The sequence below is a fragment of the Embleya scabrispora genome (assembly GCF_002024165.1).
Lineage (GTDB): Bacteria > Actinomycetota > Actinomycetes > Streptomycetales > Streptomycetaceae > Embleya > Embleya scabrispora_A.
Genome location: NZ_MWQN01000001.1, coordinates 3633822 through 3652246, shown reverse-complemented (window position 1 = coordinate 3652246; position 18425 = coordinate 3633822). Strand labels below are relative to the sequence as shown.

11 protein-coding genes and 1 tRNA gene are annotated in these 18425 nt (G+C 72.1%); all 12 read right to left on the bottom strand.

The features are described 5' to 3' along the window. Positions 1 to 11: 11 nt before the first annotated feature. Positions 12 to 416 (bottom strand): hypothetical protein, encoded by a 405-nt coding sequence (locus tag B4N89_RS16170; protein ID WP_078976529.1) that lies wholly within the window; start codon positions 414 to 416, stop codon positions 12 to 14. Positions 417 to 1255: 839 nt separating this feature from the next. Then, positions 1256 to 1687, bottom strand: coding sequence for a DUF5615 family PIN-like protein (locus tag B4N89_RS16165; protein WP_078976528.1), 432 nt, complete (start codon positions 1685 to 1687; stop codon positions 1256 to 1258). Beyond that, positions 1687 to 2322 carry a DUF433 domain-containing protein gene (locus tag B4N89_RS16160; protein WP_235618644.1) on the bottom strand — a complete coding sequence of 212 codons (636 nt, stop codon included), beginning with the start codon at positions 2320 to 2322 and terminating at the stop codon, positions 1687 to 1689. Before B4N89_RS16160 ends, B4N89_RS16165 begins: the two co-directional genes overlap by 1 nt. Before the next feature lie 381 nt (positions 2323 to 2703). Beyond that, positions 2704 to 2777, bottom strand: a tRNA-Thr gene (locus B4N89_RS16155). Positions 2778 to 2857: 80 nt separating this feature from the next. Further along, positions 2858 to 4411, bottom strand: a complete 1554-nt coding sequence (locus B4N89_RS16150) for an alpha/beta hydrolase (protein WP_078976526.1) — start codon at positions 4409 to 4411, stop codon at positions 2858 to 2860. Between the two features lie 162 nt (positions 4412 to 4573). After that, the gene (locus tag B4N89_RS16145) at positions 4574 to 6208 is read right to left on the bottom strand and encodes an alpha/beta hydrolase (protein WP_235618643.1); all 1635 of its coding nucleotides are present in this window, start codon (positions 6206 to 6208) and stop codon (positions 4574 to 4576) included. A 118-nt stretch (positions 6209 to 6326) separates the two neighbouring features. After that, the gene (locus B4N89_RS16140) at positions 6327 to 7799 is read right to left on the bottom strand and encodes an alpha/beta hydrolase-fold protein (RefSeq protein WP_078976524.1); all 1473 of its coding nucleotides are present in this window, start codon (positions 7797 to 7799) and stop codon (positions 6327 to 6329) included. A gap of 181 nt (positions 7800 to 7980) precedes the next feature. Beyond that, positions 7981 to 9165 carry a DNA polymerase III subunit delta' gene (locus B4N89_RS16135; RefSeq protein WP_078976523.1) on the bottom strand — a complete coding sequence of 395 codons (1185 nt, stop codon included), beginning with the start codon at positions 9163 to 9165 and terminating at the stop codon, positions 7981 to 7983. 127 nt (positions 9166 to 9292) lie between these two features. Continuing rightward, positions 9293 to 12496: a dTMP kinase gene (tmk, locus tag B4N89_RS16130; protein ID WP_078976522.1), complete on the bottom strand. Its 3204-nt coding sequence runs from the start codon at positions 12494 to 12496 to the stop codon at positions 9293 to 9295. Positions 12497 to 12695: 199 nt separating this feature from the next. Beyond that, on the bottom strand, positions 12696 to 15581 hold the full coding sequence (topA, locus tag B4N89_RS16125; protein ID WP_078976521.1) for a type I DNA topoisomerase: 2886 nt from the start codon (positions 15579 to 15581) through the stop codon (positions 12696 to 12698). Between the two features lie 437 nt (positions 15582 to 16018). Continuing rightward, positions 16019 to 17551, bottom strand: a complete 1533-nt coding sequence (locus B4N89_RS16120; protein ID WP_078976520.1) for a DUF7059 domain-containing protein — start codon at positions 17549 to 17551, stop codon at positions 16019 to 16021. A gap of 27 nt (positions 17552 to 17578) precedes the next feature. Next, on the bottom strand, positions 17579 to 18349 hold the full coding sequence (locus B4N89_RS16115; protein WP_078976519.1) for a hypothetical protein: 771 nt from the start codon (positions 18347 to 18349) through the stop codon (positions 17579 to 17581). Positions 18350 to 18425: the final 76 nt, after the last annotated feature.

The following is an 18425-nucleotide window of genomic DNA, read 5'->3' as shown; positions in this document are numbered from 1 at the left end:
CTCCCTTTCCCCTACTTCGCAGCCGGCGGATTCGGGGCGAGCGGATTGGCGGCCCGGGGCAGTCCGGCCTGCTGCGAAACCCGCTCGATCGGCCCGGGCGGCGAGACCGGCCGGAAGCCCGCTTCGGCGTTTCGCTCGGCCAACTCGTAGTTGGCGATCACCTGTTGCAACGCGCTCGCGACGAACGTGCCCTGCTTGACCACCACCCCCATGGCGTGGCCCCAGTCGTGAAGGAAGCGCCGCACACAGTTGGTGATCTTCTCCGACTCGCAACGCTCGATCCCGGCGGCCATCTGGCCGTCGTCCTTCCAGATCTGATCGGCCACCTGCAGCGATGCGATGAGTGGGTCGACGGTCTTGCGCAGGTGGTCGAGGGTGACCTCGAAACCGCCGCCGTCACCGGTGCCTTCGTCCATGAGAAGCCGTCCCCGAGGTCGTACCGACTCGAACGCAGATGCCAGGAGACACTAGCGGACTCGTTGGACACGGGCAGTGATCATCCCCGGCCGACAGGAGGCAGGTGGCGGGGCGTGCGGACCGGCTTCGCCGCCACCCTCCCACGGGACCGCGGGTGGCGCGCGTGTCCCGAAAGTCGGGGAACGAAAAGGCCCAGGTCACGGGGTATGTGACCTGGGCCTTGAGGGAGCCGCCTAAGGGAGTCGAACCCTTGACCTACGCATTACGAGCGCCCACAGGTTCACCCTGATCGTTCCTGATCTTGCCCCGCCTTTCGGCAATGCACGAGGTCAAGTGCCCTGCGCTGCCCCGGCCTTGCCCGATCCTTAGGCATCAAACCTTCCTATCCCGTCCCCTGAGCGTCCCCATCAGGGACACGCGCGTCCCCAGGGGAAGAGGTTGAGAACATCTCCCCAGGCGATTGCTTGCGCAGCGTTCCGGGCGGCGGAGTATCGCCATTCCCACGCAAGTAGGCTCCTATTCACTCCATCAAGGGCCGAAGCACGCATGTTTTGGTGCTCGTCGACCCTCCGCCGGAGGCCGGGTGAACCACACTGCGGCGGCGAGGCCAACGCGGCTCCCGCAGTCGATTGGGACGCCTCGGGAAGGTCGCAGTCCCGCGGTCGTCGCGACGAGGGGCACGCACCTGCGCTAGCCAGTGCGCACCGGCCTCGAACGCCTTGTTCAAGCTGGTGCGCGGACCAGCGGACTTGACGGCGCCGCGACGTGGTGGCGCGGGCCTTCGTAACGGGCTCGGTTTGCCCGGTCATCTCAATCTGTGCAGCGAAGTTGGCGAGAGTCATCGCCAATATCGGGGTGGCTCCTTGCGTGGGTCGGCGATCTCGTAGCGGTGCTTGGGGTTGAGGCCGGCGATGTGAACCAAGCGTTGACCCTCGCACTGTTCGAGGTCTTTGATGATGCTCGGTGTGGCCGCGACGACGGCACCAATGGCGAGGGCGAGGCCCGCGAGACCTCGCTCTTTCTGGCCGTAGCGGACGTGGTGCAGGCGCGAGCGTTTAATCGCGTCGGTCTCATCGGGGTCGTCGAGTTGGTGGGCGTCCTTGGTGATGAAGACGTCGAAGCCGCGTTTGCCGGCATCCAGGAGGACGGGGACGTCCTTCTTCCCGGACCACTTGATCTCGGTGACGTGCCGTACCTCGTGCTGGGGCAGGAGATGCCGCAAGATCTCCAGGAGTTGTACAGCGGTGTTCTCGTCGATGAGGATGCGCATCAGACGGCTTGAGCCCCTTGCCCGAAGCTGTCGACGTACAAGGCGAAGTCGACGGCGTCCCGGGCTGCTTCGGGGCCGACCGCCGGGTAGTAGTCCGCGACGCGGTCGGGTGTGATGCCGTCCTCGACGAGTTCGGCGACGACGTCGTACGGGACCCGCGTGCCAGCGATGACCGGCACTCCGCCTTGGGTGCGGGGGTCGACAGTGAGGTGGCGTCGCGGCTGGAAGAGGCGCGGAACGACGACGCCGGGCCGGGTAGAGAAAGGCTCCAGGATCTCGGCCATGGTCGCCAGGAGTACCTGACCGGGCTTCTTCACCAGGTCTATGCCACCCCGTTCGGTGACCAGGACGATCGTGTCGCCCTCGGTGGCCAGGGAGTACGAGGACAGGTGCTCGAGTTCGCCGAAACCGCGCAGGGTGCCTAGTGCGGTGCGGACCTTCTGGAGGGACACCTCGCGACGGAGGTACACGACGGCACGCAGGGCCAGGACGTCACGGAAGGAATAGAGGGCACGGGGCCTCGACGCGAGCTCGGGGACCAAGACCGGGCCGTGACCGGTGTCATAGCGCCAGTGCCGGATCTGGCCTGCGGTCGCCCCCGAAAGGGCCGCAGCCATCCGCGTCGAATAAGCCATGCTCCGCCCCCTTCCATCGCTCGCATACTCAATACCCGGGGACATAGGAAACGATCCTTCTCCCCCGTGCGGGCACAGCCTACTGGCCGAACCGGACGCGGACACGATCATCGGCCGGACGATCGAACGGCCCCGGTGAGCGCAATGCAATGTGAGACTCAGCGAGCAGCTCCATCCGACAATCGGACAAAAGCATCTCCCTGTACCCAGGAATAGATCTCGTAAATCATGACAAGAGCGGACTCTTGCGTCCCCCCAACTCGTCCCCATAGCATGATCCTAGGCGACCATTCTCCTACTGTATGTAGTTTTACTTTTTCAAGAAAACACAATGGACAGGTAAAACCCCAGGTCAACGGGGTCTTACCTGTCCATATAGTGAGCCGCCTAAGGGAGTCGAACCCTTGACCTACGCATTACGAGTGCGTCGCTCTAGCCGACTGAGCTAAGGCGGCTTGTCTCTCCACCTTGTGGTGGCGACAGGGAATGAGTGTACACACCCGTCGGGGTGGTCGACACGCGCGTTTGGTGGGGGTCAGCGGCAGGTCTTGCCCTTGGGGGGGACGGTGGACTGGGTGAGGTAGTCGACGACCGCGCGGTCGACGCAGTCGCTGCCTCGGCCGAAGGCGGTGTGGCCGTCGCCGTCGTAGGTCAGCAGGGTGCCGGAGGCCAGTTGGCCGGCCAGGGACTGGGCCCAGGAGTACGGCGTTGCCGGGTCGCGGGTGGTGCCGACGACCAGGATCGGGGCGGCGCCCTCGGCGCGGATCGGGTGCGGCTTCCCGGTCGGCGGGACCGGCCAGGACGCGCAGGCCAGACCGGCCCAGGCGAGGTTGCGGCCGAAGGTCGGCGACGCGGCCACGTACTCCGGCAGATCGCGCTCGACGTCCTCCCGGGTCGTCGCCGCCGGCGGGGAATCCAGGCAGTTCACCGCCGCGTTGGCGGACATCAGGTTGCTGTACCGGCCGTCCGCGCCCCGCTCGTAGTACTGGTCGTTGAGGTCGAGCAGCCGCTGTCCGTCCCCGCGCAGCGCCGCGTCGAGCGCGCGCCGCAGGTCCGGCCACTGGTCCTTGGAGTAGAGCGGCGACAGGATGCCCGTGGTCGCGATCGACTCGGTGACCCGTCGGGTCGTGTCGCCCGGGAGGGGGCGCGCGTCGAGCTGTTGCAGCAGGCCGCGGATCTTGGCCAGGCCGGCCTCCCTGGTCGCGCCGAGGGAGCACGAGCCGCCGCCGACGCAGTCGTCCAGGAACGCCGCCAGCGCGGTCTCGAAGCCGCCGCCCTGCACCTTGTTGGCGGCCATCGCCGACTGGCTCGGGTCCATCGCGCCGTCCAGCACGAGGCGGCCGACCCGCTGGGGGTACAGCTCGGCGTAGGTCGCGCCGAGGAAGGTGCCGTAGGACGCGCCCAGGTAGTACAGCTTGGGGTCGCCGAGCGCGGCCCGCAGCAGATCCATGTCACGGGCCGCGTCGACCGTGCTCACATGGCCGAGCAGGTCCCCCGAGCGGTCCGTACAGGCCCGGCCGTACGCCTTCTCCCCGTCGATCCAGGCCTGCTCCTCCGCCGGGGTGTCCGGCGTCGCGTCGAGCTGCGTGAAGGCGTCCATCGCGTTGTCGGCCAGGCAGCCGATCGCGGTGCTGCGGCCGACGCCGCGCGGGTCGAAGCCGACGATGTCGAAGCGTTTGCGCAGCTCGGCCGGGTATCGGGTGGCCGCGTACTGCGCGAAGTCCAGCCCCGAGCCGCCCGGCCCGCCCGGGTTGAGCACCAGCGAGCCGATGCGGTTCCCCCCGGTCGCCGGCTTGCGCATGACCGCGATCCGGATCTTCGGCCCGTCCGGCTTGGCATGGTCCAGCGGCACCTGGAGCGTGCCGCACTGGAACCCGCCGGTACACGGGGTCCAGCCGATCGGTGCCACCGCCGCGGTCGGCGGCGCCGACTCCGGGCCCCCGCCGCCGCCCGAGACGCCGGTCGCCGGCGCCGTGGCGGTGTCCGCGACCCGGTCCGGCGACTTCGACGACGAACCCGACGAGCACCCCGCCACCAGGAGCAGTCCGACCGCCGCGGCGGCGACCCTCGCGCACGAACTGCGCATCATGCGACCGCTCCTCCAGTAGCCCAGACCGACCGTGCACCTCTGGGGAGGGTAACCACGCAGGCCGGCGATACTCCCCAACGACGCCGCGGCGGCACAAAGACGCCGGCGACCCGACCGCCGGCGACCCGAGGGCACCGCCGACCGGGCCGCGCCCCACACCCCTCAGCTACACCGCTTCCCCTTCGGCGGCATGGTCCCGCGCAACAGGAACCCCTCGACCGCGCCGTCCACACACGGGCTGTTGCCTCCGTACGCCGTGTGCCCCTCACCCTCGAAGGTCAACAGCGTCGCGTCCGCCAACTGCCCCGCCAGCTTCTCGGCCGAGGCGTACGGCGTCGCCGGGTCGCCCGTCGTGCCCACCACCAGGATCGGCGCGCTCCCCTGCGCCCGGATGGCGTGCGGCTTGGCCGGCGACCGGAACGGCCAGCTCTCGCAGTTCTCCCCGGTCAGGTCCTCCGCGGTCACATCGCGCGACAGCAGCGGTGCCTCGGCCTTGAGCCGGGCCAGCGCCGCCTGCACCTGCGCCGGCGTCGGCGCCTCCCCCGCGCCGTCCGCGCAGCCGATCGCCACGAACGCGTCGGCGCTGTTGTCGTAGTGTCCCCGCTCGTCGCGACCGTTGTAGTTGTCGGCGTAGAACAGCAGGGCGTCCGGCGACTTGCGCACCATCGCGTCGGCGAGCGCGTCGCGCAGATACTTCCACGCGGTCTCCTTGTCGCCGTACAGCAGGCTGACCACACCGGTCCAGCCCAGGCTGGAGGTCAGCGTCCGGCCGCCCCGGCCGGCGACCAGCGGATGCTCCTGGAGGCCGTCCAGGAAGTCGGCGGCCTTGCGCGGCGCGGTCTTCGGGTCGTTGCCGAGCGCGCAGCCCGCGCGCGCCGCGCAGTCCTCGGCGAACCGGCGCAGCGAACGGTCGAAGCCGACCTGCTGTTCGACCGCCTGGCTCAGGTTGTCCGCGGCCGGGTCGACCGCGCCGTCCAGGACCAGCCGGCCGGTGCGGGTCGGGAATCGTTCGGCGTAGGTGGCACCGAGATAGGTGCCGTAGGAGAAGCCGATGTAGTTGAGCTTCTCGTCGCCCAGCGCCGCGCGCAGGACGTCCATGTCGCGGGCAGCGTTGTCGGTGCCCACGAACGGCAGCAGTTCGCCGGATCGGCTCTGGCACTCGGCCGCGTAGGCCCGCTCCCGCTCCTTGGCCCGGGCCTCGGCGCGGACCGGGTCCTCGGGCAGGTCCTCGGCCACGTACGCGTCGCGTTCGGCGTCGGTCATGCACTTCACCGGCGCGCTGCGGTCGACTCCGCGCGGGTCGAAGCCGATCAGGTCGTAGACGTCCTGGAGCGGCTTGCCGATGGTGCTCTCGGACATCCACCACGCCGCCGTCACCCCGGAGCCGCCCGGGCCGCCCGGGTTGATCAGCAGCGAGCCGAGCCGCTGCCCGGGCTTGGCCGCGCTCTTGCGGGTGACCGCGATGTCGATCGTCCGGCCGGTCGGCCGGCTGTAGTCCAGCGGCACGGTGAAGGTCGCGCAGCGGAAGGCCTTGGCCTGGCTGCGCTCGTCGTCGTCCTCGCTCTCGCAGGACTTCCAGGTGGGCCGCTGGGTGTAGAAGCGGGCCAGCTCCGGATTGGGGTCACCGGGCGTGGCCGGCGCCTTGGCGGCGCCCGAGGCGGGGCTCGACGCACTGGTGCGACCACCGCCCGCGGCGTCGCCGAGGTCGGACGCGACGGAACAGCCGGCGACGGTCGCAACGGCGAGCGCGACCGGGATCGCACGGCCGAGGAGCCCCACTCGGGGTATTCGTTTCACCCGTACTGCCTACCATCCGACGCACCCCGACGCACGAACGGGACCCGGTACACCGGGGCCGCGACGCTTTCGCCGCGACCCGCGTACCGAGCCCCGCCGCGCGCCGTCACGCGCGCCGTCACGCGGCCGGACTCCTGGTGTTGCGGCCGAGGAAGGTGAGCGCGTCGGGCAACTGACGCGTGATGTCGGTGGAGGCGCCGCCCGCGCCCGCGACCGCCTTGACGGTGGTCGGGGCCTTCGCCTTCGCGGCGAACTCGCTGCCGGTGGTACCCGAATGGCCCGACAGCATGATCGCCACGTCGGGTCGCGCGTCGAGCAGGCGGACCGGGTCGTTCGCCGTCTTGGCCGCCGCATCGCCGCCCCACAGCGCGGACTTGAGCGTGGTGCGGCCGGACAGGCTGACCGCGCTCGCGTAATACTGCGGATATTGCAGGGCGTACTTGACCGCGCACAGCCCGCCCGAGCCGTCTCCGATCAGCGCCCAGGACGCGCGGTCGGCACTCGCGCGGTAGGTCGTGAGCACCGCCTCGCGCACGTCCTCGTTGTGGAAGGTGGCCATCTTCGGCCCCTTCGGGATGTCGCTGCACTCGGTGTCCTTGGCCGTGGTCAGGCCGGCCTCCACGTCCTGCTTGGGGTAGGGCATCAGTTCGGGCGCGACCACGATGTACGGCGGGACGGTGCCGGATTCGATGCCCGAGGCGAGCTTGCCCAGGAACGCCGACGAGTCGTCCACGAAGCTGTTCGACTCGACGCCCGGCAGCGACGACTGGGCGACCAGGACGGGGTAGTTGCGGCCCTGGTTGGCGGGGGTGTCGTAGCCCGGCGGCAGCCAGACCCACACGTCGGCGGTGACCGCGGACTGCCGGCCCGTGACGGTCATCCGGTTGAGCGTGCCACCCGACTTGGTGCCGACCTTGGTGAACTTCTGCGGCGCGACCTTGGGTTGGCCCGGGGGCGCCACCGGTTCCGCCGACGGGTCGACCCCGGTGGCGGCGACGTTCTGCGCGTCGTCGTGGGACATGTTGCGGTAGGCGAAGGCACCGCCGACCCCGGCTGCGATCACCGCGAAGGCGAGCAGACCCACACCCAGCGGCGAGCGCACTCCGCGCCGACCGCGTCGTGGCGCCGGGTCGGCCGGGGCGGCATCGGTCCGGGGCGGTCGTACCGGCTCGTGCCGGGCCAACGCGGCGGGTGTCGAGGAGGCGAGCCCGACCGGCGCGAACGGCAGCGGCGCCTCGGCCCGTTGCGGCGTCGCCCCGGCCGCACCGGCATCCCGCCCGTCCGAGGTCGAAGCGACCGCCGACCCCGAAGCCACCGCCGACCCCGAGGCGACCGCCGACCCCGAAGCGTCCGCCGCCCCCGAGCCGACTTCCCGAACGGGCGCGACCTCCCGCACCGGCGCCATCGCCCGCTCCCGCACCGACACGTGTGGCACGACCGGCGGCAACTCGACCGGCCGAGGCCCGGGTTCACCCTCCGGACCGGCGCCGGCGGTCGAAACGGCGTCACGGCTCCTGCGCGCCCGCAACACGAGAACGACAACCGCCCCGAGGGTCACCGCGATCAGCAGACCTTTGAGCGTCCTGGTCACGGAACGCAACCCCGCACCGTCCTTCCGAGCCTCACCCGTCACAATGTTCCCTCGTGTTCCCGGGAACTCTCCCACGATGACGTCCAAGCGGGGGTTTCGGGTTCCGCCCGGCGAACACCTCCGCCCCAAGGAGTGAACCGGTGTCCGCCCCGGGTCGGTAACGCCCTCAGCCGGTACGCCCTCAGCCGGTCCGCAGCGTCAACACCATCGCCTCGACCGCGAGCAGCGGCGCGACGTTGGCGTCGATCGCCCGCCGGCAGGCCAGGATCGCCTCGATCCGCCGCAGCGTCGCCTCCGGCGTGGACGTCCGGGCCACCGTGTCCAGGTCCGCCCGCAACACGTCGTTCGCCAACGGGACCGCGGCGCGCAGCTGCACCGCCAGCACATCCCGATAGAAGGCGGTCAGGTCCACCAACGCGCGGTCCAGGCAGTCGCGTTGGGTGCGGGTGGCGCGCTTCTTCTGCTTGTTCTCCAACTCCTTCATCACGCCCGCCGTACCGCTGGGCATGCGACCGCCGCCGACCGCGCCGAGCGCGGCCCGCAGATCCTCGGTCTCGCGCCCGTCCAGGTCCGCCGCGACCTGCTTCGCGTCCTCCGCCGCCGCGTCCACCAGACGTTGTGCGGCGGCCATCGCCAGGCCGATGTCGCCGACCACCATCGGGATCCGCAGCACATCGGCGCGCCGCCCCCGGGCCTGCTCGTCGAGCGCCAGCCGGCGAGCGCTCTTGATGTCGCCGCCGGACGCCGCCGCGGCGAACGCGGCCATCGCCGGGTCGATCCCGTCCCGGCGCATCAGCAGATCGGCCACCGCCCCGGCGGGCGGAGTACGCAGCGCCACATGGCGACACCGCGAGCGGATCGTGGGCAGCGCGTCCTCAAGGGACGGTGCGCACAGCAGCCACACGGTGCGGTCGGCGGGCTCCTCGATCGCCTTGAGCAGGACGTTGCCCGCACCCTCGGTGAGCCGCCCCGCGTCCTCCAGGACGATCACCTGCCAGCGCCCGCCCGCCGGCGTCATCGCCGCGCGGCGCACCAGGTCGCGGGTCTCCTTGACGCCGATCGAGAGCAGTTCGGTGGCGACCACGTCGACGTCGGCGTGCGTGCCGGTGAGCGCGGTGTGGCAGCCGTCGCAGTGTCCGCAACCCGGTTCGGCGCCGAGCGCCAGATCGGGGCTGACGCACTGCAACGCCGCCGCGAACGCGCGCGCGGCGGTCGCGGTGCCCACCCCGGGCGGGCCGGTGAACAACCACGCGTGGGTCATCCCGCCGACGCCCTCGCCCGCGAGCACCGCCCGGGCCGCGCCGGCCGCGGTGCGCAGCTGCTCGGCGACCCGATCCTGCCCGACGAGGTCGTCCCAGACGGTCACGCGCTCTTGTCTCCTCGTTCCGGTGTGCCCGATACGACCGTACCGGGGCGCCGTGACAATCGACGCCACGTCGCCCCGGTACCGGTCGTCCGCGACACCCCGGCGGAACCGGGGCCGGGACTCGTGCTCAGGACTTGTTGCGGCGCCAGCGTCGCTTGCGCCCCGCCTCCTGCGCCGCGTCCGCGGCGGACGAGCCCTCCGCGTCGCCGCCCTCGGGCGCCTCCGCGTCGTCCTCGGCCCGCCAGGGCCCGAGCAGATCGTCGGCCAGCGACTGGTTCCCGGCGGCCGGCGGCGTCAGCACCGGCAGCGCGTGCGTCTCGTCCAGGCTCGCCTGCGGGATCTCCCGGGTGTCCTCGGCCGCCTCGCGCAGCCGGATCTGCTGCAACTCGGTGGTGTCGGCGTCGTCCGACGACACCTTCGGGATGCCGTGCACGGGGGTGTCCGCGAGGGCGGGGTCGGGGCGCCGAATGCCGTGCACCGGCGTCTCGACCATGTCCGTGTCGGGCACCGGACCGGCCTCCGCCGCGAGCGCGGCGGCCTCCTGCGCGGCCCGCGCCCGCGCCGACGCGGCGGCATCGGCGGCCCGGGACGCCTCCCGTTCGGCCCGCCGGCGATCCGCCTCGGCACGGCGCAGGGCGTCCTCCGCCCGGCGGCGCTCCTCGGCGTGCCGCCGCTCGTCGGCCACCCGCACGGCCTCCTCGGCGCGCATGCGCTCGACCTCGCGGGCCGCCTCGGCCTCCAGCCGTTCGCGCTCCTCCTCGGCCGTCCGCTGCCGCTCCAGGGCGGCCTCGCGCTCCTCCTCGGCGTCGGCCCGCGCCTGCTCGGCCTGCAGCGCCGACGCCTCCTCCAGTCGGCGGCGCTGCTCGTCCCGGCGCTCGGCCTCCTCCTCGGCGCGCACCCTGGCCTCCTCGGCCCGGGCCTTGGCCTCCTCGGCGAGCCGCTGCTGCTCCTCGGCCCGCCGTTCGGCCTCCAGCGCCAGCCGGCGCCGCTCCGACTCCGCGTGCAGCCGGGCCTCCTCCGCCGCCTCGGCCGCCGCGCGGGCCCGCTCGTCGGCCTCGGCCGCGATCCGGCGGGCCTGCTCCTCGGCGTACCGCTGCTCCTCCTCGGCGATCCGGGCCGACTCCTCGTCCAGCCGGGCCTGCTCGGCCTGCCGCTGGCGCTCCTCGCTCTCCGCCCGCAGTCGGGCGATCAGCGCGGCCTTCTCCGCGTCGCGGGCGGCCTGCTCGGCCTTGCGCCGGGCGTCCTCCTCGCGCATCCGCTTGGCCAGTTCCAACGCCTGGCGCTTCTCCTGCTCGGAGAGCGGGAGTTCGCGGTCGAGCCGGTGTCGGATCGGCGTGGTGACCGCGTCCGGCTCCTGGTCGGCGTCCACCACCAGGTAGCGGTCCGGGTCGTGCGCGGCCAGGTCCAGGAACGCGTGCCGCACGCGCAGGTGGAACTCGCTCGACTCGGACTCGATCCGGTCGGGCGCCTCGGTGAAGCGCGCGTGTCCGACCGCCGGGTCCAGGTCGAGCAGGATGGTCAGGTCGGGCAGCAGCCCGTCGGTGGCCCAGCGCGAGACCCGGCCGATCTCGCGCGCGCCCAGCGAACGCCCGGCGCCCTGGTAGGCGATCGAGGAGTCGATGTAGCGGTCGCTGATCACGATCGCGCCGCGCCGCAGGGCGGGCAGGATCACGGTCTGCACGTGTTCGGCCCGGTCCGCCGCGTACAGCAGCGCCTCGGTGCGCGGGTCGACCGGATCGCCGTCCAGGTCGAGCAACATCGCCCGCAGCCGCTTGCCGACCTCGGTCGCGCCGGGCTCGCGGGTGACCACCACCTCGTGGCCCTTGGCCCGTATCCAGGCCGCGATCGCGTTGGCCTGGGTCGACTTGCCCGCGCCCTCGCCGCCCTCCAGGGCGATGAAGAAGCCGGTGGCGCCGGCCGGTCGGCCGGTGATGTGGTCCTCGTTGCGGGTCGCCGCGGCCAGATCGCGCAGGATCGGCACACCACGCCGGTCGTCCACGCTCAGCAGCGCGATCCAGCCCAGGATCACCACGAGCACGCCGGTGCCGCCCAGGACCAGCGCGGCACCGCTGTAGTCGAAGGTGAACCGGTCGGCGATCACCCACGAGCGCACACCCACGTAGCCCGCGGCGATCGGCCCGGCCACCAGCGCCACGAACAGCACGACGCGCACGATCAGTTGGGCGAACGCGAAGGCCCGGCTTCGCATGTCCTCGCCGAAGTCGAGGCCGTACATGGTGTATCCGGTGACCCAGGCGACGCCCGCGAACACCCCGAGCACGGCGGCGAGCACCGCGGCCATCACCACGTTGGCGACCGCGCCCAGGATCAGCAGGGTCAGCCCGGCGCACATCACGGCCATGCCGTACAGCCGCCGCCGACTGAACGCCGGCACCACCCTCGGGCCCCACAACATGCCCGCGCTGACACCCGCGATGAGCATCAGGAACACCGTGCCGTACGCCGCGTTGCCCCCGTGCAGCCCGACCACGAGCAGCGGCGCGGTGGACACGAGCGCGCCGCCCGCCAGGAACAGCGCGACCATCCCGACGATCAGACCGCGCGCGGTCCGGCCGTGGCCGAACACCCGGCGTCCGTCGGCGAGCACCTTGAACGGATTGGGCCGCCGAGTGCTGACCGAACGCCCGCGCGTGGGCATCCGGATCAGGAACGCGAAGACCGCGGCGAGCAGGAACACCGCGCCCGCGAGGTAGAACGCCAGGTTCGAGGGGTGCTCGACGAACATCGACACGTCGTGCGAGAACGCGGTGCCGACCAGCGCGCCGAGGATGAACAACAGCGCCGCCGCCGGGGCCGCGCCGTAGGAGGTCACCAGGTTGAACTGATTGGCGGTGCCCAGCCGTTGCCGGGGCACCAGGTTCGGCACGGTGGCATCACGCGCCGGCCCGGCGAGCGCGCCGATCACGGCGACCACCGCGGTCGCGCCCCAGATCCACCACATGCGGTCCACGAACGGCACGGACACGAGCACCAGGGCCCGGACCACGTCGCACGTGACCAGCGTCCAGCGCCGATCGAGATGGTCCACGATCGCGCCCGCCACCGAGGCGGTCAGCGCGGCCGGCACCATCCGCAGCGCGAACACCACGGCGACCGCCGTGGCGTGCTTGCGGTAGTCGCCCTCGACCGTCCACAGCGCGGCCGAGGTCAGCGCGAGGAGCGCGAGCCAGTCACCGAGCGCGGAGGCCGCGACCGCGAACCAAAAGCGTCGGAACGGGCGGATGCTCAGCACGCCCCCGACGCTCTCCGTCGGTTCGACCTGACGGGGCGGTATCGCCGAATCCGGCGCTTGCTGCTCCGCGTTCGTCATACGGAGAACCCTAACGTCGTCATCTGACGGGAAACGGCAACCTGGACCGGATCCCCGAGTTCCGGCGGCGGGACCGTAGCACAGGGCTCGTGGCCGTCGCCGCAACCGACCGCGGCGACGCCGGATCCCGCCGGCGCCGCCCGATCGATTCGTACCGGGACGTCCCCGCCGGGGACATCCCTACCTCGGTCCTACCGCGTCACGCCTCGTCGGCGGCGTTGTTCGCGCCGGCGTTCGCGGTCGCCTTCGCGGCGGCGGCCTTGGTGGTCTTGCCGTCGGCCGCGGACTTCTTCGCGGCCGTCTTCTTCGCGGCGGTCTTCGTCGCCGTCGCCTTCTTCGCGGGCGCCTTCTTGGCCGCCGCCTTCTTCGTGGTCTTCTTCGCCGGGCCCTTGGCCCGCTTCTCGGCGAGCAGCTCGTAGCCGCGCTCGGGGGTGATCGTGTCGACCGCGTCGCCCGCGCGCAGCGTGGCGTTGGTCTCGCCGTCGGTCACGTACGGGCCGAAGCGGCCGTCCTTGACCGTGACCGCCTTGCCGCTGACCGGGTCGGAGCCCAGTTCCTTGAGCGGCGGCTTGGCCGCGGCCCGACCGCGCGCCTTGGGCTGGGCGTAGATCGCCAGCGCCTCCTCGAGGGTCACCGTGAACAGCTGGTCCTCGCTCTCCAGGGAGCGCGAGTCGGTGTCCATCTTGAGGTACGGGCCGTAGCGGCCGTTCTGCGCGGTGATCTCGGTCCCGGTCTCCGGGTGCTTGCCGACCACCCGCGGCAGGGTGAACAGCCGCAGCGCGTCGTCGAGGGTCACCGTGTCCAGCGACATCGACTTGAACAACGACGCGGTGCGCGGCTTGGGACCGTTCTTCGCGGCGGCCTTCTTGGCGGTCTTCTTCGCCGGCTTGGCGCCGTCGGCCTTGGCGCCGTCCGCGGCCGGGGCGGGCGCGGCGGGGGCCTCGGGCTCGGGCAGCACCTCGGTCACGTACGGGCCGTAGCGCCCGTCCTTGGCCACGATCATGTGGCCGCTGACCGGGTCGACGCCCAACTCGTGGTCGCCGCTGGGCTTGTCGAGCAGTTCCTCGGCCTTGGCCACGGTCAGCTCGTCCGGCGGCAGGTCGTCGGGTACGTCGGCACGCCGGTCGCCGCGCTCGACGTAGGGACCGTAGCGGCCCACCCGCAGCACGATGCCCTCGCCGACCGGGAACGAGTTGACCTCGCGGGCGTCGATCGAGCTGAGGTCGGTGACCAGGGCCTTGAGGCCGCCGAGGTGGTCCTCGTCGGGCCGGCTCTCGTCGCCGAAGTAGAACCTGCGCAGCCACGGCACGGCCTCGGTCTCGCCGCGCGCGATCCGGTCGAGGTCGTCCTCCATCTTCGCGGTGAAGTCGTAGTCGACCAGCGTGGCGAAGTGGCCCTCGAGCAGCCCGACCACCGCGAACGCCAGGAAGGACGGCACCAGCGCGGTGCCCTTCTTGAACGTGTAGCCGCGGTCGAGGATGGTGCCGACGATCGAGGCGAAGGTCGACGGACGACCGATCTCCCGGTCCTCCAGCTCCTTGATCAGCGACGCCTCGGTGTAGCGGGCCGGCGGCTTGGTCGCGTGGCCCTCCGGGGTGAGCTGGTCGGCGCTCAGCGCGTCGCCCTCGGTGACCATCGGCAACCGGCGCTCGCGGTCGTCCAGCTCCGCGTCCGGGTCGTCGGAGCCCTCGACGTACGCCTTGAGGAAGCCGTGGAAGGTGATGATCTTGCCGCTCGCGGTGAACTCCGCGTCCCGCCCGGGCAGGTCCGCGCCCTGGGCGATGCCGCCGATGCGCACGGTGACCGACTGGCCGATCGCGTCCTTCATCTGCGACGCGACGGTGCGCATCCAGATCAGCTCGTACAGCCGGAACTCGTCGCCGGACAGACCGGTCTCGGCCGGGGTGCGGAAGCTCTCGCCCGAGGGACGGATCGCCTCGTGCGCCTCCTGCGCGTTCTTGACCTTGCCGGCGTACACCCGGGGCGCGTCCGGCAGGTATTCGGCGCCGTACAGGTCCCGCACCTGCGCCCGGGCGGCCGTGACGGCCGTGTCGGACAGCGTGGTGGAGTCGGTACGCATGTACGTGATGTGGCCGTTCTCGTACAGCTTCTGCGCGACCTGCATGGTCCGCTTCGCGCCGTAGCCGAGCTTGCGCGAGGCCTCCTGCTGGAGCGTGGTGGTGCGGAACGGCGCGTACGGAGAGCGGCGGTAGGGCTTGCGCTCGACGGCGCGCACCGAGAACGCGGCGGATTCGAGCGCGGCGCTCAGCGCCCGGGCGCCGGCCTCCTCCAACTGGAGCACGCCGGCGTTCTTGAGCTTGCCGTCGGGGCCGAAGTCGCGGCCCGAGGCGACCCGCTTGCCGTCGAGGGAGACCAGGCGCGCGTTCATCGTGCTGGGGTCGGTCGGGTCGCCGGGGCGGCCGGTGCCGAACACGCCGAGCAGGTCCCAGTAGGACGCCGAGGTGAACGCGCGGCGCTCCCGCTCGCGCTCGACCACCAGGCGGGTGGCCACCGACTGCACGCGGCCGGCCGACAGGCGCGGGCCGACCTTCTTCCACAGGACCGGCGAGACCTCGTAGCCGTAGAGGCGGTCCAGGATGCGCCGGGTCTCCTGCGCGTCGACCAGGCGCTGGTTGAGCTCGCGGGGGTTGTTCACCGCGGTGCGGATCGCGTCCTTGGTGATCTCGTGGAACACCATGCGGTGCACCGGCACCTTGGGCCGCAGGACCTCCAGCAGGTGCCAGGCGATGGCCTCGCCCTCGCGGTCCTCGTCGGTCGCGAGGAAGAGTTCGTCGGCGTCCTTGAGGAGCTTCTTGAGCTTGGCGACCTGGGCCTTCTTGTCCGCGTTGACCACGTAGATCGGCTCGAAGTCGGCGTCGACGTCGACACCCAGACGGGCCCACGGCTTGCCGGCGTACTCGGCCGGCACCTCGGCGGCGCCGTTGGGCAGGTCGCGGATGTGTCCCACGCTCGCCTCGACCACGTAACCGGGGCCGAGATAGCCCTTGATCGTTTTCGCCTTGGCCGGGGACTCGACAATGACGAGTCTCAGGCCGTCGCGCGCGGTCTCGCTGCTCGGGGACACCTTCGCTTCTCTCTCCATCGTCGTCGGCTGCGGCCGTGCCCGATCGGGCAGGGCCGTACTGCGGGATTCGTATTCATGTTGCGGTTGACCTGTGGCGGAGCGTGACCGGTGGTCGGCCCCGTGTGTCAAACCGGTACTGCTCGGCTTGCGTCGCGGAGTCGTCCCGGCGCGGCTGTCCGTCCGGACGGTCCCCCCGGATCCGGCGATTACTCTCCGACGGCCGGGTCCCACGCCCCTCGAACGGTAACGCGCGCATCGCGGTTCCCGCCTCCCGACCCCGTTGGTTCGCGGCCGGGCGTGGTTCGCGGCCGAGTCGGGAGCCGCCGCCTCCATACAACACATTTTCTTGGCAACGGCAAGGAGCATCCGGTGGGGACAACACCTGCGACTGTACAGGCGTGTCGGCCCGGATCACGGTGCACCGGGCCAAGCCGCGCTCAGTCGGCGGTGTGCGACCGCGCCGCCGGGGCGTCGCCGACCTCGGGAAAGAGCAGGAATCCGTCGGCCACCAGACCCCGCAGTTCGCCGGGCACCGCGTCGCGCAGGGCGGCCGGGTCCTCCTCCAGCAACTGGGCGATCGCGTCCACGATGACGCCGGCCGGAAGCCGCCCGTCGCTGGCCCCGGCCAGCGCCGCGCCGACCGTGTCCACCCGATCCGCCCGGCACATCCCGCGCCGCTGACGCAGCACCACGCTCTCCGGGTCCTCCGCGCCGGGCGCGCCGGTCTGCTCCTGGACCACGTGGTCCGCGAGTCGGAAGGCGACGTCGAGCAGCCCGTCGTCGTCCGTCCGGGCGAGCCGGTCCTGCCGGTCGAACCAGGCGTGCACCTCCGCGCCGAGCGGTTGTTCGATCGCGTGCGGCCAGTCCTCGACGCGCACCGTCGGTGTGTCGGCGCCCGACGCGCGCAGCGTGATCCAGCCGAATCCGATCCCCTCCACGCCGTCGCGCTCGAACGCCGCCAGCCACGCGTCGTACCGCTGCGCGTACGCCTCGCCGCGGTGGTCGCCCGAGTCGCGCAACCACAGCTCGGCGTACTGCGCCGGGTCCTGGACGTCGCGCTGGACCACCCACGCGTCGCACCCGGTGGGCGCCAGCCAGGCGGCCAGCCGGTCCCGCCAGTCCTGCCCGCGCAGGTGCTGCCAGTTGGCCAGCAGTTGGCAGTAGCCGCCGTCGGCGAGGTGGCGGGGCGCCTGCGCGACCAGCAGCCGGCACACCTCGTCGCCGGGCAGGCCCGCGTCGCGGTAGGTGTACCGCTCACCCACCGGGGTGATCACGAACGGCGGGTTGGACACGATCAGGTCGAACCGCTCGCCCTCGACCGGCTCGAACAGGCTGCCCTCGGCGAGGCCGACGTTGCCCACCCCGGACAGCGCCATGGTCAGCCGGGTCAGGTCGAGCGCCCGCTTGTTCACGTCGGTGGCCAGCACCGACTCGGCGTGGCGCGACGCGTGCAGGGCCTGGACGCCGCACCCGGTGCCCAGGTCGAGCGCGCGGCCCACCGGCTCGCGCACGGTGATCCCGGCGAGCGTGGTGGAGGCGCCGCCGATGCCGAGCACGTGATCGGCGCGCATCGGGCCGCTGACCCCGCCGATGCCCGCGCCGAGGTCCGACACGACCCACCAGTCGGTGTCCGCCTCGCCGTAGGGCCGGATGTCCACCAGCGGCCGCACCGCGTCGCCGTCCCGCGCCAACAGGCCGCCGGAGAGCGCCTCCTCGAGCGGCAGGGCCCGCCGCACGTGCGCCTCGGGCGCCGAGGTCTGGAGCAGGAACATCCGGATCAGCACCGCGAGCGGGCTCGCCGCGTCGGCCCGCAGCGCGCGCAGCGCGGGCACGGTCTCACCGCGCGACAGCGCCGCGTACGCCTGCGGGCCGAGCGCGTCGAGGCAGCCGTCGACGGTGTAGCCGGCCGCGATCAGGGCCTCGCGGAGGCGGGCCACCTGTGAGGTGTCGTTCATGGTCACGCGCACCATCCTGCCCGCTGCCGGTCGGCCCGCACGTCAGCCCGTCGCCGGCGGCGCGCTCGTGGTGCCGCTCGGCGGCGGCGACGAGGAGTCCGTGCCGGCGCTCGACGGCGGCGGGCTGCTCGGCGCGGTGGATCCGGACGCGGCGGGCGAACTCGGCGCCGTGGACCCCTTCGGCGTGCCGCTCGGGGACGCGCCGGTGGTGGGCACGGAGGTCGCCGGCGCGGTCGGGATCACATCGGCCTTGCCCGCCGCGCAGCCCGGCACCGACGCGAGCGCCTTGCCCGCCTCGCCGCGGTGCAGCTTGTTCAGCGCGGTGTTCGAGGACGCGCGCAGCGCGTCGATCTCCGGCCCCAGCGAGCGCAGCCCGTCGGCGAACACGTTCTGCTGGTCGGTCGCCAGGCCCTCGATCCGGTGCTGGATCCCGGTCCAGCCCTTGGCCGCGTTGCGCAGTTCGTCGACCACGGACATGCGCAGCGTGGCGCCGTCGGGCACCGCCGGTATGGACGCCTTGTCGATCGCGTCGGCCAGCGCGTTGTCCGCGTCCGCGAGCCGGGACACGTCCACCGCGAGCCGGGTGCGCAGGGTCGTGGGCGGCTCGTTGGGGACCACCTTGTCCACGTCGGCGAGCGCCGCCCGGGCCTCGTCGATCCGCGCCGTGACCTCCGTCGCGCAGACCTTGGCGGCCCACGCCTTCAGGTCGGCCTGCTTCTTCTTGTCCTCGTCGCTCTTGCCGTCGCCGCCGCCGCACGCGGTCAGGGCCGACGCCAGGACCAGCGCGGAGACCACCAGGAACTTCCTCGACACGCTTCCACCTTCGTTCGGACTTCCCTCGGAGCCGGACGCAGACTCGCACAGCGTGAAGGTGTCCGGTCAAACCGCG